General features: G+C 62.2%; 14 protein-coding genes, 1 tRNA gene and 2 pseudogenes. 13 read left to right on the forward strand and 4 right to left on the reverse strand.

Translation table 11 applies throughout. From position 1 onward, the window contains the following. From RFN28_RS05630 to RFN28_RS05675, 10 genes and pseudogenes are all read left to right on the forward strand, one after another. On the forward strand, window positions 1-1,581 hold a 1,581-nt coding region (locus tag RFN28_RS05630), incomplete at its 5' end, for a VCBS domain-containing protein (RefSeq protein WP_320286394.1). A gap of 34 nt (window positions 1,582-1,615) precedes the next feature. Next, window positions 1,616-3,343: a type I secretion system permease/ATPase gene (locus RFN28_RS05635; protein WP_320286395.1), complete on the forward strand. Its 1,728-nt coding sequence runs from the start codon at window positions 1,616-1,618 to the stop codon at window positions 3,341-3,343. Next, the gene (locus tag RFN28_RS05640) at window positions 3,340-4,671 is read left to right on the forward strand and encodes an HlyD family type I secretion periplasmic adaptor subunit (RefSeq protein WP_320286396.1); all 1,332 of its coding nucleotides are present in this window, start codon (window positions 3,340-3,342) and stop codon (window positions 4,669-4,671) included. Before RFN28_RS05635 ends, RFN28_RS05640 begins: the two co-directional genes overlap by 4 nt. Window positions 4,672-4,743: 72 nt before the next feature. Next, window positions 4,744-4,890, forward strand: a pseudogene (locus RFN28_RS05645) (JAB domain-containing protein); the annotation flags it as partial. Between the two features lie 161 nt (window positions 4,891-5,051). Beyond that, complete coding sequence (locus RFN28_RS05650) at window positions 5,052-5,936, forward strand: cytochrome c oxidase subunit II (protein WP_320286397.1); 885 nt, start codon at window positions 5,052-5,054, stop codon at window positions 5,934-5,936. A 21-nt stretch (window positions 5,937-5,957) separates the two neighbouring features. Further along, window positions 5,958-7,736, forward strand: a complete 1,779-nt coding sequence (gene ctaD, locus RFN28_RS05655; protein ID WP_320286398.1) for a cytochrome c oxidase subunit I — start codon at window positions 5,958-5,960, stop codon at window positions 7,734-7,736. Then, window positions 7,733-8,437, forward strand: coding sequence for a cytochrome c oxidase subunit 3 (locus RFN28_RS05660; RefSeq protein ID WP_320286399.1), 705 nt, complete (start codon window positions 7,733-7,735; stop codon window positions 8,435-8,437). Before ctaD ends, RFN28_RS05660 begins: the two co-directional genes overlap by 4 nt. Window positions 8,438-8,447: 10 nt before the next feature. Further along, window positions 8,448-9,167, forward strand: coding sequence for a heme-copper oxidase subunit III family protein (locus RFN28_RS05665; protein WP_320286400.1), 720 nt, complete (start codon window positions 8,448-8,450; stop codon window positions 9,165-9,167). A 9-nt stretch (window positions 9,168-9,176) separates the two neighbouring features. After that, window positions 9,177-9,572: a cytochrome C oxidase subunit IV family protein gene (locus RFN28_RS05670; RefSeq protein WP_320286401.1), complete on the forward strand. Its 396-nt coding sequence runs from the start codon at window positions 9,177-9,179 to the stop codon at window positions 9,570-9,572. 130 nt (window positions 9,573-9,702) lie between these two features. After that, window positions 9,703-10,176: an aminoacyl-tRNA deacylase gene (locus RFN28_RS05675; protein WP_320286402.1), complete on the forward strand. Its 474-nt coding sequence runs from the start codon at window positions 9,703-9,705 to the stop codon at window positions 10,174-10,176. Window positions 10,177-10,212: 36 nt separating this feature from the next. On the opposite strand, the pseudogene RFN28_RS05680 reads toward RFN28_RS05675, so the two are convergent. Continuing rightward, window positions 10,213-10,778, reverse strand: a pseudogene (locus RFN28_RS05680) (DUF2189 domain-containing protein); the annotation flags it as partial. A gap of 29 nt (window positions 10,779-10,807) precedes the next feature. Here RFN28_RS05680 and RFN28_RS05685 point away from each other — a divergent pair. Beyond that, window positions 10,808-11,050 (forward strand): hypothetical protein, encoded by a 243-nt coding sequence (locus tag RFN28_RS05685; RefSeq protein ID WP_320286403.1) that lies wholly within the window; start codon window positions 10,808-10,810, stop codon window positions 11,048-11,050. An 88-nt stretch (window positions 11,051-11,138) separates the two neighbouring features. Here RFN28_RS05685 and RFN28_RS05690 read toward each other — a convergent pair whose 3' ends face one another. The 3 genes from RFN28_RS05690 to tig all read right to left on the reverse strand — a co-directional run bounded on the left by RFN28_RS05690 (window position 11,139) and on the right by tig (window position 14,000). After that, window positions 11,139-11,519 carry a c-type cytochrome gene (locus tag RFN28_RS05690; RefSeq protein ID WP_320286588.1) on the reverse strand — a complete coding sequence of 127 codons (381 nt, stop codon included), beginning with the start codon at window positions 11,517-11,519 and terminating at the stop codon, window positions 11,139-11,141. Window positions 11,520-11,809: 290 nt separating this feature from the next. Then, window positions 11,810-12,319 (reverse strand): hypothetical protein, encoded by a 510-nt coding sequence (locus RFN28_RS05695; RefSeq protein WP_320286404.1) that lies wholly within the window; start codon window positions 12,317-12,319, stop codon window positions 11,810-11,812. Between the two features lie 196 nt (window positions 12,320-12,515). Continuing rightward, on the reverse strand, window positions 12,516-14,000 hold the full coding sequence (gene tig / locus RFN28_RS05700) for a trigger factor (protein ID WP_320286405.1): 1,485 nt from the start codon (window positions 13,998-14,000) through the stop codon (window positions 12,516-12,518). Window positions 14,001-14,355: 355 nt separating this feature from the next. Here tig and RFN28_RS05705 point away from each other — a divergent pair. Both RFN28_RS05705 and RFN28_RS05710 read left to right on the forward strand, forming a co-directional pair. Beyond that, window positions 14,356-14,440, forward strand: a tRNA-Leu gene (locus RFN28_RS05705). A 332-nt stretch (window positions 14,441-14,772) separates the two neighbouring features. Beyond that, complete coding sequence (locus RFN28_RS05710) at window positions 14,773-15,705, forward strand: COG3904 family protein (RefSeq protein ID WP_320286406.1); 933 nt, start codon at window positions 14,773-14,775, stop codon at window positions 15,703-15,705. Window positions 15,706-15,712 lie beyond the last annotated feature (7 nt).

Genomic DNA, 15,712 nt, shown 5'->3' on the forward strand with positions numbered 1-15,712 from the left:
CATGTCGATCCGAACGCCTATGATGCGCTCAAGCAGGGCGAGAACGCGGTGCTCAACCTGAGCTACGACGTGGTCGACGAGCACGGCGCGGCGGTGGCGCAGACCGCCCAGTTCACCATCACCGGCGCCAACGATGCGCCGACGGTGTCGGCGGCGGTCACCTCGACGGCCTCGGAAGACGCCGCCGCCTACACGATCGACCTGCTCACCAACGCCGCCGATGTCGACCACGACGCGGTGCTGCACATCGCCAATCTGACCGCCCCGCTGCCGGCCGGACTGACGCTCGATGCCGACGGCCACACGCTGCATGTCGATCCGAACGCCTATGATGCGCTCAAGCAGGGCGAGAACGCGGTGCTCAACCTGAGCTACGACGTGGTCGACGAGCACGGCGCGGCGGTGGCGCAGACCGCCCAGCTCACCATCACCGGCGCCAACGATGCGGCGGTGATCGGCGGCGCCAGTAGCGGTTCAGTGACCGAAGATGCCGTGCTGACCGCAAACGGCGCGCTGACGATCAACGACCCCGACGCGGGCCAGAGTTCGTTCCAGGTGCACGACGGCAGCAATCCGATTGCGGGCACTTACGGCTCGCTGACCATCGATGCCACTGGAAACTGGGTTTACACGCTCAACAATGCCGCCGCCAACGTTCAGGCCCTGACGTCCGCGGACCATCCGCACGATCAGATCCATGTGACGTCGGTGGACGGCACGGACCACGTGATCGACATCACGGTGAATGGAGCTGACGAGCCTGTGCCCAACCATGCGCCGAGCGCTCCGGTTTTCGTCCCGAGCTCGACGCCCTCGCCGGATGGACAGAGTCCAAGCCTAGGCTCGTTTGTTTCGACGGATCCCGATGCTCAGGACACCGTCACATTCACGAGCACTTTCACGCCCGGCCTCAACAGCAGTGGCTCGGTCTCCGTTTCCAGCAACGGCTCACTGATTGTCAACGTGCCTACGGGGCAGACACTGAACGGGACGCTCACCGTCACTGCGGCCGACAATCATGCTGCTTCTTCGTCGCCGCAAACTTTCAACGTATGGATCGGCGACGGCAGCAGCGGCGCAAACGGGAATGATGTCGGCATCGTTCTCAGCAGCACAAATCCCAACATCGCGGACGGTCGAGCCGGTACCGACGGGCTGACTGGCTCCAGCGGCGTCGACTACATCTTCGGCGGAAGCGGCAATGACACGATCAAGGGCCTTGGCGGCGCGGACTGGTTGAGCGGCGGAGCCGGGGATGACCATTTCCGATTCGAGGCGGTAAGCGATTCAACCCAGGCGGCCTTCGACACCATCCTCGATTTCCAGCACGGGACGGGGTCGACAGGGCACGACTTCATCGACTTTGCGAACGCCCTTGGCCTAACGACAACCAGCACGGTCTCTGGTGGAAACCTGGCCGCTCATACCGTTGCCTGGCAGAGCGATGGGAGTGGCAACACGATCGTTTATGCCAATACCGGAAGCTCGACCGAAAGCGTGGCGGGCGGAGCTCATATCATCGAAATCCACCTGATGGGGGTCTCCACGCTCAGTGCCAGCGACTTCAACTTGCACGCCTGACAAGCATGAAGAGTGACCGAGGACGGCAGTTAAGATGACGCAGGGCCTATCTCCCCTCAAGCACACGCTCTCCCGTTGCCGCGGCGGTTTCGCCGCGGTGGCGGGGTTCAGCTTCGTCATCAACCTGCTGGTGCTTTCGACCTCGATCTACATGCTACAGGTCTATGACCGCGTGCTGCCCGGCCGAAGCGTCGAGACGCTCGTCTATTTGACGCTGATCGCGGCGGCGGCGCTCGCTGCGATGGGCGCGCTGGAATTCTTCCGCTCGCGGCTGCTGGTACAGCTTGGCACCTGGATCGACCGCGTGCTGTCGCCGCAGGTGCTGGGCCGTGGGCTCGAAAACGCCTTGCGCGGCTCCTCTTACCGCACCGAGGCGTTGCGCGACCTCGCCACGCTGCGCGGCTATCTCGGCGGCGGCGGCATCATGGCGCTGTTCGACGCGCCGTGGATGCCGCTCTATCTCGCCTTCATCTTTCTGCTGCATCCGCTGCTCGGGCTTCTGGCGCTAAGCGGCGCCGTCATCCTGTTCGGCCTCGCGCTCGCCAACAATGCGCTGACGGCGGGCACGCTCAAGCTGGCCAATGCGACTTCGGCGCGCGCCTACCAGGCGGCGGATGCCGGGTTCCGCAACGCCGAAGTGGTCGAGGGGATGGGCATGGTCGGCGTGCTCGCCAGGCGCTGGGACGCTGCCAATGCCTCCGTGCTGGCGCTGCAGACGATCGCCAGCGACCGCGCGGGGCTGATCAATGCCTTCACCAAGCCGTTCCGGATGTTCCTGCAGGTCGCGGTGCTGGGGCTCGGCGCCTGGCTGTCGCTGCGCCACGAGGTCTCGCCCGGCGCCATGATCGCGTCCTCGATCATCATGTCGCGCGCGCTCGCCCCGGTCGAGCAGGCCATCGCCACCTGGAAGCAGACCACCGCCGCGCGCGAGGCCTGGGGTCGGCTAGACCGGCTGTTCGAGACTCCGTCGCTGCGCCCGCCGGGGATGGAATTGCCCCGGCCGCAGGGACAGCTTTCGGTCGAAGCCGTGACCTTTACGCCCGCTGGTGCCAAGGCGCCAGTCTTGAGGAACCTCTCCTTCGTCGTGCCGGCAGGCCAGGTGCTTGCGGTGATCGGGCCATCGGCCGCCGGCAAGTCGACGCTGGCCCGGCTGATCGTCGGGATGGCTTCGCCACAGCACGGCCAGGTGCGGCTCGACGGGGTCGATGTGTTTGCCTGGAACCGGGCCGATTTCGGCTCCTACGTCGGGTATCTGCCCCAGGACGTCGAACTCTTTCCAGGCACTGTCCGCGAGAACATTGCCCGCATGGAACAAGGCGATCCGGCCGAGGTCGTGGCCGCCGCGCGGATGGCCGGCGTGCACGAGATGATCCTCAAGCTCGCCGAGGGATACGATACCGAGATCGGCGAACAGGGCTCGGTGCTCTCCGGTGGGCAGCGCCAGCGCATCGGCCTTGCCAGGGCGCTCTATCACCGTCCGGCGCTGGTGGTTTTGGACGAGCCGAACTCCAACCTCGATGCCGTCGGGGAGGAAGCGTTGAACCAGGCGATTGCCGCGATGAAGGAGGCAGGCTCGACGGTGGTGATCGTTGCCCACCGCCCGTCACTGATGGTGAACGTTGATTGCGTTCTGGTCCTTAACGAAGGCCAGCCGCAGATGTTCGGCCCGCGCGACGGCGTGCTGGCGCAGCTGCGCCGTCCAGAGCAGCAGTCTGCCGCGCCGCAGGTCCGGGTCGTGAGCTCCGAAAGGACCGGATCATGACGGAAGCTGCCCTGTCGTTGGAAATGCCGCCCTCGCCGCCCGCCTGGCCGGCGATAAGGGCCCACGTGTTCGGTGGTCTGACCGTAATCGGTCTGTTGTTCGGCTGTTTCGGCCTTTGGGCGGCGACAGCGCCGCTGACCAGTGCGGCGGTCGCGCCGGGTGTAGTGAAGGTCGACAGCAACCGCAAGACCGTACAGCACCTGGAGGGCGGCATCATCCGGGAAATCCTGGTCCGCGAGGGAGATGCGGTCAAGCAGGGCCAGACACTGGTCCGCCTCGATGGGCTCGACGCGGAGTCCGATCGCGATGCCGTGCGCGGCGAGCTCGACTCCGCGCTCGCCAGCGAAGCCCGCCTGATGGCGCAGCGCGACGGCCTGGGCACAATTCCCTTCCCGGCGGACTTGTCGTCCAGGCGAAGCGAGCCGGCCGTTGCCGAGGCCATGGCCGGACAGGAGCGCATCTTCCGGGATCAGGCCAAGGTGCAGGCGTCTGAGGTCGAGGTCTGGCAGCAGCGGATCGCCCAGTACCAGGCCCAGATGTCGGCGCTCGCCGCGAGAGTTGCGGCCTTCGAGATCCAGTTGCCGTCTCTGCGGGAAGAGCTGGCGGACGCCCGCACACTTCTCAAGAAGGGCTATGGCGTGAAGTCCCGTGTGCTCCAGCTCGAGCGGCAGATCATCGCCGCTCAGGGCGAGGCTGACTCGAACCGCGCGAGCATAGAAAGCCTGCGACAGCAGGTGGCTGAGGCAGACGCGCAGATCGACAATGGCCGGCTCTCGTATATCAAGAAGGCCGCCGAGGATCTGCGTGACGTTCAGACCAAACGCTCCGAGCTCGAAAAGGCGCTTCAGAAGACCGGCGCGCGGGCCGCGCGCCGGGATGTCGTCGCGCCGGAGGATGGCGTGGTGATGAACCTTCGCTACTTCACGCCGGGCGGAGTTGTGGCTGCGGGCGGTCCTATTCTCGACCTCGTTCCCGTGCAGGACAAGATGGTGCTGGACGTGAAGATCCAGCCGCTGGACATCGATGTCGTTCGCCCTGGTCTGCCGGCGACGGTGCGTCTCGTGGCGTATAAGCAGAGGATCACCCCCACGGTGGAGGGCGACGTTACCCGTGTTTCGGCCGACGCCGAGGTCGACGAGCGCAGCGGAGCGACGTTTTTCAAGGCAACCGTCGAGGTGGGCGCCGATGAGCTCAAGAAGCTTCCGCAGGTAAAGCTATATCCAGGAATGCCGGTGGACGTCTCCGTCGTTACCGGCAGGCGAACCCTGCTCGAATATCTTTTCCAACCGGTTGCCGACAGTTTTGCTCACGCCTTTAAAGAGGAGTGAGCAGCAACAGGGTTTTGGTTCATTCGGCCGCGCTTGCTCGGACGAGTGCTAAGCAAAGGACCGCTTCTTGCTTCCGGCGAACCGGCCCCCTCTCGTGCAGACATCGAGATGACCAGGCAGATCATCAATACGGCGAAGCTCCTCGGTATCAGCGTGCATGACCGCATCATCATCGGCCGCAAGGGCAACGCCTCGATGAAGGGCCTGCCGCTGATCTAACCTCGTCCGATGCCCGAAGGCCTGGCGGCAAAGAGCAACGTCTTGCCCATCACATAGTCGGCCAGACAGTCGGCTCTGGAATTTCAGCCGGAAATCGAGCATGATGCGCTCTAGCATTCCCGAATGCTTCGCGTTCCCTGGAATGCCGGGAGGAACGGGACATGGCCATTGTGCTTGTACTCGTTTTAATCGTTGTGGGCTCGGTGTTGTTCCACTTCCTGAGCCCATGGTGGTGGACGCCTATTGCCTCGAACTGGGACTATATCGACCACACCCTCATCATCACCTTCTGGATCACCGGCACAGTCTTTTCCGCTGTCGTCCTCTTCATGGCTTATTGCGTCTTCCGCTTCCGGCATCGGGAGGGCAATCGCGCGGCATACGAACCGGAGAACAAGCGCCTCGAAACGTGGCTGATGGTCGTCACCGCGGCCGGCGTCACCGCCTTGCTCGTTCCCGGCCTGTTCGTCTGGAGCCGCTTCGTCACTGTTCCAAGCGATGCGACCGAGGTCGAGGTCGTCGCCCAGCAATGGCAGTGGAGCTTTCGCCTGCCGGGCAAGGACGGCAAGCTGGGCACCTCGGATACCCGCGACGTGACCGCTGACAATCCGCTGGGCGTCGCCCCCAAGGATCCCAACGGCCAGGACGACATCTTGGTCGAGGCCGCCGATTTGCATCTGCAGGTTGGCAAACCGGTCAAGGTGCTGCTGCGTTCGATCGATGTCCTGCACGATTTCTTCATCCCGGAATTTCGCGCAAAGATGGACATGATCCCGGGATCGGTCACCTATTTCTGGTTCACCCCGACCAGGACCGGAACCTTCCAGGTCCTGTGCGCCGAGCTGTGCGGTCAGGGGCACCCGCTTATGCACGGCGTGGTCGTGGTCGACACCGAGCAGGACTATCTGGCCTGGCTCGGCCAGCAGCAGACTTTTGCGCAATTGTCGGCACCCAAGCAGACAGGTTCGGCGAACCAACCGCCAGCAAAGACGATGGCGTCCGGTTTGGACGTCGCGGCAAAACTCGAAACGCTCGAGGCCCGCTGAACTGGGCACGGAGGTGCTTCCATGGTCGACGTCACACCTGCAGATGCCGTTCCACCCGCCGAAGTCGGGGAAGTGGAGCTCTACCATCCGCATAGCTGGTGGACGAAATACGTCTTCTCGCAGGACGCGAAGGTCATTGCTGTCCAGTACTCGGCGACGGCGACGGCGATCGGCCTTGTGGCGCTGGTGCTGTCCTGGCTGATGCGCCTGCAACTCGGCTTTCCCGGCACGTTCGACTTCATTACTCCGGAGGCCTACTACCAGTTCATCACCGTGCACGGCATGATCATGGTGATCTACCTGCTCACCGCGCTCTTCCTCGGCGGCTTCGGCAATTACCTCATCCCGCTGATGGTCGGCGCCCGCGACATGGTCTTTCCCTATGTCAACATGCTGAGCTACTGGGTCTATCTGCTCGCCGTGCTTGTTCTGGTGTCGAGCTTCTTTGCGCCGGGCGGACCGACCGGCGCCGGCTGGACGCTCTATCCGCCGCAGGCCATCATGTCCGGAACACCGGGCGGCCAGGACTGGGGCATCGTCCTGATGCTCTCCTCGCTCATCCTGTTCATCATCGGCTTCACCATGGGCGGCCTGAACTATGTGGTGACGGTGCTGCAGGGCCGCACGCGTGGCATGACCTTGATGCGCCTGCCGCTCACCGTCTGGGGCATCTTCACCGCCACCGTCATGGCGCTGCTCGCCTTCCCGGCGCTGTTCGTCGCTTGTGTGATGATGCTGCTTGACCGGGTGCTCGGTACGTCCTTCTTCATGCCGGCGATCGTCGAGATGGGCGCGCAGTTGCAGCACAATGGCGGCAGCCCGATCCTTTTCCAGCATCTGTTCTGGTTCTTCGGCCACCCGGAGGTCTACATCGTGGCGCTGCCGGCCTTCGGCATCGTGTCGGACCTGATCAGCACGCATGCGCGCAAGAACATCTTCGGCTACCGCATGATGGTGTGGGCCATCATCGCCATCGGCGCCCTGAGCTTCGTGGTCTGGGCGCACCACATGTATGTCAGCGGCATGAATCCCTATTTCGGATTCTTCTTTGCCACCACGACCTTGATCATTGCCGTGCCGACCGCGATCAAGGTCTATAACTGGGTGCTGACGCTGTGGCGCGGCGACATCCACCTCACCATACCGATGCTTTTCGCGCTCGCCTTCATCGTCACCTTTATCAATGGCGGCTTGACCGGGCTGTTCCTCGGCAACGTCGTTGTCGACGTGCCGCTGTCGGACACGATGTTCGTCGTCGCCCATTTCCACATGGTCATGGGCGTCGCGCCGATCCTGGTGATCTTCGGGGCCATCTATCACTGGTATCCGAAGGTCACCGGGCGGATGCTCGACGAGACACTCGGCCGCTTCCACTTCTGGGTGACCTTCCTCGGCGCCTACCTGATCTTCTTCCCCATGCACTATCTCGGCCTGATGGGCGTCCCGCGGCGTTACGCCGAACTGACCGACATGAATATCATGACGGAATCGGCCCACCATCTGAACTCGTTCATCAGCATCATGGCCTTCATCGTCGGCTTCGCGCAGATGGTGTTCCTGTTCAACCTGATCTGGAGCATTCGTCATGGCCGCGAGGCCGGCGGCAACCCGTGGCGGGCAACGACGCTGGAATGGCAGACACCCCAGACGCCGCCGGCGCACGGCAATTTCGGCAAGGAACTGCCGATCGTCTATCGCTGGGCCTATGACTACAGCGTGCCAGGGGCCAAGGAAGACTTCATCCCGCAGAACGTGCCGGGCTCCTTCGGCCTCGGCCCTTCCAGGGAGCCGCCGGCATGAGCGTCATCCTGGTATTCCTGCTCGTCATCGCCGGCTTTTCCGGATGGTGGCTTTCACATCAGGGGCTGACGGCCAAGCCGTGGCTTGAGCAAGGCCTGGCCGAGGATTTCGTCGGCCTCGACCGGTCGGCGTTGCCCACTGCCAAGATCGGCCTCGGCGTCTTTCTCGCCGTCGTCGGCTGCCTGTTCTCGCTGTTCACCAGCGCCTATTTCATGCGCATGGGCCTGCCGGACTGGCGGCCTCTGCCGCTGCCGCGCCTGCTTTGGCTGAACAGCGGCGTGCTGGCGCTGAGCAGCGTCGCGCTGCAATGCGCTGTGATCGCCGCGCGCAGAGGCCAGATGGACATGGTGAAGCTCGGTCTTGCGACGGCCGGGCTGACCGCCCTCGCCTTCGTGACCGGTCAGCTGATGGCATGGCGGCAGCTTACCGAAGACGGCTACCTGTTGGCCTCCAACCCGGCAAACAGCTTCTTCTATCTGATCACCGGAATGCATGGCCTGCACATACTGGGCGGTCTGGTCGGCCTTGGCAGGACCAGCATCGGCGCCTGGAGCGGGGCGCGGCCGGAGCGGCTTCGCCTCAGCGTCGAGCTCTGCGCCATGTATTGGCATTTCCTGCTTTTCGTCTGGCTGGCCATCTTTGCCCTGCTCGCCGGCTGGGCCGCGACGTTCATCGACATTTGCCGGCAATTGCTGACCTAGGAGGCAGCCGATGGCTGAGACGACACTGACGCATACCGGCCAGTTGAATCGCCCCGAGGGCTGGCGGGGAATTGCCGCCGACTGGGCCTCGGATCAGCGCGCGTTCAAGAACGTGTCCTGGGGCAAGGCCATGATGTGGATCTTCCTGCTCAGCGACACCTTCATCTTCGGCTGCTTCCTGCTCTCCTACATGACGGCGCGCATGTCCACGCGCGTGCCCTGGCCGAACCCGAGCGAGGTCTTTGCCCTTCGCATCGGCGGTACGGAAATCCCGCTCATCCTCATCGCCATCATGACCTTCGTGCTGATCTCGAGCAGTGGAACCATGGCCATGGCGGTCAATTTCGGCTACCGCCGCGACCGCCGCAAAACCGCAATCCTGATGCTTTTGACCGCCGCGCTCGGCGCAACCTTCGTCGGCATGCAGGCCTTCGAGTGGACCAAGCTGATCACCGAAGGGGTGCGGCCCTGGGGCAATCCCTGGGGGGCCGCACAGTTCGGCTCATGTTTTTTCATGATCACCGGCTTCCATGGCACGCACGTGACGATCGGGGTCATCTTCCTCATCATCATCGCGCGAAAGGTCTGGCGCGGCGATTTCGACATCGGCCGGCCTGGGTTTTTCACCAGCCGCCGGGGCCGTTACGAGAATGTCGAGATCATGGGACTCTACTGGCACTTCGTCGACCTGGTCTGGGTATTCATCTTCGCCTTCTTCTATCTTTGGTGAGAGGCAGATATGGCTGAAGCAACCGCAAACGGTCTCGGACAACACGCACTGCACCACGCCGTCCATGATGCGGCGGCCGTCGCCAAGGCGGACACGCATCAGGAACACCCGATCAAGCTTTATCTGGTGGTCTGGGCATGGTTGTTCATCCTCAGCACCTGCTCCTACCTGGTCGACTATTTCGGCATCCACGGCTATCTCAGATGGTCGCTGATCCTGATCTTCATGATGCTCAAGGCAGGATTGATCGTCGCCGTCTTCATGCACATGGCCTGGGAGCGGCTGGCGATGATGTATGCGATCATCCTGCCGCCGATACTGGTGCTGGTCTTCGTGACGATGATGGTCTTCGAGGCCGACTATACGCTGCTGACCCGTATCGCGTTTTTCGGGCCCGGCCCCTGACACGCGATTCGAATCCATCCGCAGCATGACCAGCCGGAAATGGCCGGGGCCGGTGCCTTGAAATAACAGGCCGCCGGTTCATTTTTGGTTTTGGCGTATGCGTCGTGAACTCAAGCAAAGGACGCGAAAAATGACGATAGCAAACAAACTGAGGGATTTTATCGACGGCAAGGGAATCCCGTACGACACCGTCGCGCATCATCGGACTGCCACCAGCAGGCAGGCCGCCATTGCCGCGCATGTGCCCGGCAGCATCATGGCGAAATCCGTGGTCGTTCACCATGAGCTCGGCTATGCGCTGGCCGTGGTCCCAAGCACCCACAGGATCGAACTCAGCAAGCTCCAGGACGTCATGGACAAGCGCCTCGGGCTCGCTTCCGAGGACGAGGTGGTATCGCTCTTCGATGATTGCGACATCGGCGCCATACCGCCGATCGGCGCGGCCTACGATGTGCCGGTCATCCTGGACGAAAGCCTGCGCGATGCCGCCGATATCTATTTCGAAGGCGGCGACCACAAGACGCTTGTGCATGTCAGCGGCAAGGATTTCCGTGACCTGACTACGGGCGCGCGTCAAGGGCGGTTCAGCCACCCGGCCTTCTGAGTGGTGCGCCGTGGAAAGGTTCGGTCAGTTCGCCGGTCAGTGGGCGGCCGGCGGCTCGACAACCTTGCGGTATAGATGCCAGGTGGCATGGCCGTTTACCGTCAGTCCCGCGAACACGGGCAGCGAGCCGGTGATCAGCCCAATGGCGACGACAAGCCCCCAGACGGCCATCACGATCGGGTTGGCCAGGACCACGCGCACCGAAGTGTGGATGGCTTCGTAGGCGCCGACGTCGCGATCGAGCAGCAGCGGGAAAGCGACCACGGTGGTGCACAGCACCACCACGGCGAATGCGAACCCTATGGCGTGGCCCAGCACGATCAGCGTCCAGCCGCGTCCGGTGGCGAATATCTCCGCTATGAAGCTCGACAGCGACGCCGGCGGCTCGGGACCGAACAGGTGCCCGTAGAAGAGCTTGGCGGTCAAAAGCCATGCGATGAAGATCGTAAACAGCATGATCCCGACCGCGGCGATGGCCGGCAGCGCCGGGGAGTGCCTGACCTCGAATGCGTGGCGCCAGGACGAATCGAGCCTGGCTTCCGTCTGCGGCTGATCTCGTAGAGGCCGATCGCGGCGAATGGGCCGATTAGCGCAAAGCCCGATTTGTCGTCTTCCATTGGAACGGGGCGCGGTGGCCGACCAGAGCTGCATGCTGGTTCCAGAAGCCATTTTGCGGTATTCTTGTACAGCGCTGCTCGCTCTTTGGGGCGCGCTAAGTACGCTGAATCACTTTGATTGGCGCATGACCCTTTCTCGATTTTCGGAGTCATGCGCCCGGTCGAAGGTGAACGTCATGGACACGCGGACGCTTCTCATACTCGGCCTTGGCATAGCTATTCTGCTGGTGTTGGGATTCTTTGCCCTGCCGGCGTGACGGTGCTGGGCGCGATATTTCAGCAGCGCAGTTGCCGGCCACCCTCGGGGCGAGCCGGCGACCAACGACAGGGCCTAGAACGACCCGCTTACTTGGAGAACTGTTTCAGGTAAGCGATGACGTTGGCTATGTCCTGATCGTTCTTGAGGCCGGGAAACGCCATCTTCGTCCCTTTGACCATCGCCTTGGGATCGTGAAGGTACTTTGTCAGCGTGGGCTCGTCCCATTTGATGCCGGATTTTCCCGCTTCGATCATGGCTGTGGAATAAGTGAAACCGGGATGTGTGCCCGCGGTGCGCCCGATGACGCCGTGCAGAGACGGGCCGACCTTGTTTTGGTCCTGGTCGGCAATGTGGCAGACCTTGCATTTGGCGAACACCTTCTCGCCTGCGGCGGCATCCTGCGCCTGCGATGGGCTTGCGATGAAGATCGTTGCAGACGAGACGATGAAAAACGCGATTGCACGCATGGCATTTCCTCCCTGATCGTCGTTTGCGTCGGACAGTCCGCACCGCACCAGCTCCGCTGGCGCAGCCTGCACGGCAGAGCGGAATATCCGCGTCCCTTCAGTGGAATTGCGGCATCTACATACCACAGAATCGGCTCGCTGGGTAGAAAAAGCCAGCTTTTGCGAAGGTTTAATGCTGTCGCCCAAAATTGCGCAGCGGTTTTGGGAGAACGACATGCACCAAAACAAAGACCTAAGCGCGTCGCCCGAATCCGTTTCGACGCGACGCGCCTAAGGCCGTATGCCGACAGTCACGGCGGATCGGTGTTGCAGCTTGCGGCCATCTGTCCGATCGCCTCGGACAGTCCGGCAAGTTCGAAATCCGCCTCGCCGCGTCCGGACAGCAGACCGAAGCGCCATGACAGCAACAGCCGGTTTGCCGAAACCAGCCGCTTGATGCCATCGGCCCCATCCCTGACCAGCATTTTGCCGCGCGAGCCGACAGACCAGCTTTCATCGAATTCGCCGCCGCGGTCGACCATGACCGACATGGTGATCTTGCGGCTGGCGGAGACGGAATCGTTGAGCTGAAGCCATTCGCTCCAGCGCGGTTCGCCGTCGTGCCGACAGGCCAGCGTCAGCACCGGGCTGTAGCCCAGCGCCCCGCCGCCGGTGATCAACTTATTGGTGGCGTAGAGCGATGCCGTGACCTGGCCGTCACTGCCGCCGTTGACACGCCAGTTGCCGAAATCGGGACCGGCCTCAGCCGCGCCGACGGCCGTGGCAAGCAAGAGCGTCGCGGCGGCAACCACGTCTCTCATCTTGAACGCCAGCCCCACCGATGCCTCCAAACGACCTGCCAAATGCTATACCGCGCAGATAATCATCAACGTTCGGTATCGCCAGCGGCGGGCATTCATCCGAAGCCGGTTGTGTTGCCGCGCGGCAACAACAAGGACAGCTACGAAAAAGGCCGCCCGAAGGCGGCCTTTCGAAAATCAGGTAATCGAGCCGTCTTTACTCGGCGTCCTTGGCGGCCTTCTTCTTCGGCGCGGCTTTCTTCTTGGGCTCTTCGGCCTCGTCGGCAGCTTCGCTTGCCTTGGCCTCGGCCTTCTTCGCTGCGGCCTTCTTCGCCGGCTTCGCCTTGGTCGCGGTCTCCGCCTCCTCGTCGTCAGCCATCAGCTCTTCCTTGCTGACCTTGACGTCGTCGACCGAGATTTGGCCGAGCAGGTAGTCGACAACCTTCTCCTCGAACATCGGCGCCCGCAGCGAATTGATCGCCTCGGGGTTGCTGCGGTAGAACTCGAAGGCCTCCTGCTGCTGGTTGGCCGGGAAGCGGCGAACCTGCTCGAACAGGCCGCGCTGCAGCTCTTCGTCAGACACCGTGACACCGGCCTTCTCGCCGATCTCGGCGAGAACCAGGCCGAGACGCACGCGGCGCTCGGCAAGACGCATATATTCGGCGCGCGCCTCTTCTTCCGTCGTCTCCTCGTCGGCGAAGGTGCGGCCGGCAGCTTCGAGGTCGCGGTTGACCTGCGCCCAGATGTTGTTGAACTCGGCCTCGACGAGCTTCGACGGTGCTTCGAAGGAATAGGCGGCATCGAGCTGGTCGAGCAGCTGGCGCTTCACCTTCTGGCGGGTCATCGAGCCGAACTGGTTCTCGATCTGGCCGCGCACGATATCGCGCAGGCGCTCGAGCGATTCCAGGCCGAGATTCTTGGCGGTCTCGTCATTGATTTCGAGCGCGCCGGGCTTCGCCACTTCCTTGACGGTGACGTCAAAGGTGGCTTCCTTGCCGGCCAGATGCGCCGCCTGGTAGTTCTCCGGGAAGGTGACGGTGATCTGCTTCTCCTCGCCGGCCTTGGTGCCGATCAACTGGTCCTCGAAGCCTGGAATGAACTCCTTCGAGCCGAGAACCAGCGGCTGGTCGGTACCGGCGCCGCCTGCAAAGGCCTCGCCGCCGATCTTGCCGAGATAGTCGATGCTCACGCGGTCGCCTTCGGCGGCCTTGCCGTCCTTGGGCTCGTAGCTGCGGGCCGATTCGGCGACGCGCTTCACCTGGTCGTCGACTTCCGATTCCGGCACGTCGTAGACTTGGCGCTTCACCTTGATGTCGGAGAAATCCTTGATCTCGATCGCCGGGATAACCTCGTAATTGAGGCGGAATTCGAAGTCGGCGCCGCCGGCCAGGATCTTCTCGGCTTCCTTCTCGTCCTCGGTCATGATCACTTCGGGCTGCATGGCGGCCTTCTCGCCGCGGCCCGAGATGATCGAACGGGTCGAGTCGTTGAGGATCTCGTTGACGACCTCGGCCATGAACGACTTGCCGTACATCTTGCGCAGGTGCTGCACCGGCACCTTGCCCGGGCGGAAGCCGTTGATCCGCACCTTGTCGCGGGCATCGTTCAGCCGCGCCATCAGCTTGGCTTCCATGTCACCGGCCGGCACGGTGATCTTGATCTCACGCTTGAGACCGGAGTTGAGCGTTTCGGTGACCTGCATCCTAAAACCTTTGTTTTCACCAATGAGGCTGCCAAACGGTCTTAACCGCTCACAGCCTGCCGGATAATCTTGCCGGAAATGGCTTTCTGTACGGAACCCGGTGATTTGACCGCTTAGCGGCTCAAACCCTCCTGAACTGCACTTCCCAAAATGTGAAGAAGTCTTTGTTTTTCCTACTTCTTTTTACATTCTGCAGAAGCGGATAGTCGCGTCCCGTCACATTCGACACGCCTTTTGTCACAGGCTAGGCTAATTTTCAACCATCTTCGCGATCAGGCGATAATGGCCATTTGGACCCGACCCATCTGGACCCCGACATTGACAGAATGATGGCTACATGGGATTGCCGGGGAACGCGGATGTGGCGGAATTGGTAGACGCCCTGGATTTAGGTTCCAGTGCCGAAAGGCGTGGGGGTTCGAGTCCCTTCATCCGCACCACCCTTCGCTCCAATGAGCCTCGGGTGGCAGGCCACCTGAAGATCAGTGGACAAAGGGGCCTCTCCGAAGCCTTGGCAGGGAAGGACCGGAGCCATCAACTCCTGGCGGCGCAAGCAAGGCCCCTATGCTCGCGGAGACAATCCGCTTTTGCGTATCCGATGCACTTGAAATAGCCCGTTAACAGGTCCTTACTTGCAGCAGGCGGGTTGGGGCTCTGTCAGGCTGTGCGCGTAGTTTCTCTAGTTCTGGGGGTTGGGTCAGTTGTTGCGGCAGCGACATGTCAGGTTGAGGCTTTAGAGTACACTCCGGCTTCCTCTCAGGGCCGGCAGCCAATGCTTGTCGTCTCCGGCGAATTTGGCGCCAATGAACCCCTGAACGCCTTTAGCAACGCGGTTGTAAGCAGCGGGGCCAGGGTGATCGTATTCAACTCCCCCGGCGGCAACGTCGGCAGTGCGATCAGGTTGGGGCGTATGATCCGCGCGGCAGGGTTGGATACGCTTCAGGTTCGCCAATTGCAGTGCGCTTCAGCCTGCTCACTGGCCTTCTTGGGTGGCGTCCACCGTGTTGCCGAACCAGGTTCTATCGGCGTTCATCGGGCGTCCTTCAAACCGGCTGACGGGATGTCCACCGAAGAAGCGAACACCCGTGTCCAGCTCGGAACGGCCGCAATCATATCCTATGTAGTCGAGATGGGAGTGGATCCCAAGCTGATGGAATTGGCTTCGAGCTATGACAAGCATGACATAAGGTACCTATCGGCCAGCGAAATGGCAGAGTTGCGAGTCACCAATGCCGCAGCGAACCAATCGCCCGCAGGTACATCGCAGATGTCAACGACGCCAAATCCTGCGCCCGTGCCTGCTCCTGCACCCGACGCCAGGCGACAGCCGGAAAGCGTTGCGGTCGCCTTCGTCAGGGATCTCATCGAGCATCATGGCGACAACAACGATTTCGCTCTTGCTCAAGTTCAGGCGTCCTACGCTCCCACGGTCGACTATTATGGCAAGTTGACGAACCTAAGCTCGATCATTCAGGACAAGAGGCACTATTACCAGCGATGGCCTGAACGCGGATATAACGTACGCAATGACAGCATTACGGTCGCTTGCGATAACGATCGCTGCGTGGTCTCAGGCGTCTATGACTGGGTTGTGCGCAGCCCCTCGATCCACAAACAGGAAAAAGGCGTATCGAACTTTAGCTATACGATATTGATTGGTCCCTATCCCAAAATTATCGCCGAGACAGGCGACGTTCAGCGATAGCCGGGAC

This window comes from Mesorhizobium album (genome assembly GCF_033977205.1).
Classification (GTDB): Bacteria; Pseudomonadota; Alphaproteobacteria; order Rhizobiales; family Rhizobiaceae; genus Mesorhizobium; species Mesorhizobium album.

Bases quoted from the DNA above. Each gene is read 5' to 3' on its own strand.
- RFN28_RS05635 (WP_320286395.1), top strand. From the start codon at position 1,616: ATGACGCAGGGCCTATCTCCCCTCAAGCACACGCTCTCCCGTTGCCGC.
- RFN28_RS05640 (WP_320286396.1), top strand. From the start codon at position 3,340: ATGACGGAAGCTGCCCTGTCGTTGGAAATGCCGCCCTCGCCGCCCGCC.
- RFN28_RS05650 (WP_320286397.1), top strand. From the start codon at position 5,052: ATGGCCATTGTGCTTGTACTCGTTTTAATCGTTGTGGGCTCGGTGTTG.
- ctaD (WP_320286398.1), top strand. From the start codon at position 5,958: ATGGTCGACGTCACACCTGCAGATGCCGTTCCACCCGCCGAAGTCGGG.
- RFN28_RS05660 (WP_320286399.1), top strand. From the start codon at position 7,733: ATGAGCGTCATCCTGGTATTCCTGCTCGTCATCGCCGGCTTTTCCGGA.
- RFN28_RS05665 (WP_320286400.1), top strand. From the start codon at position 8,448: ATGGCTGAGACGACACTGACGCATACCGGCCAGTTGAATCGCCCCGAG.
- RFN28_RS05670 (WP_320286401.1), top strand. From the start codon at position 9,177: ATGGCTGAAGCAACCGCAAACGGTCTCGGACAACACGCACTGCACCAC.
- RFN28_RS05675 (WP_320286402.1), top strand. From the start codon at position 9,703: ATGACGATAGCAAACAAACTGAGGGATTTTATCGACGGCAAGGGAATC.
- RFN28_RS05690 (WP_320286588.1), bottom strand. From the start codon at position 11,519: ATGCGTGCAATCGCGTTTTTCATCGTCTCGTCTGCAACGATCTTCATC.
- RFN28_RS05695 (WP_320286404.1), bottom strand. From the start codon at position 12,319: ATGAGAGACGTGGTTGCCGCCGCGACGCTCTTGCTTGCCACGGCCGTC.
- tig (WP_320286405.1), bottom strand. From the start codon at position 14,000: ATGCAGGTCACCGAAACGCTCAACTCCGGTCTCAAGCGTGAGATCAAG.
- RFN28_RS05710 (WP_320286406.1), top strand. From the start codon at position 14,773: ATGCTTGTCGTCTCCGGCGAATTTGGCGCCAATGAACCCCTGAACGCC.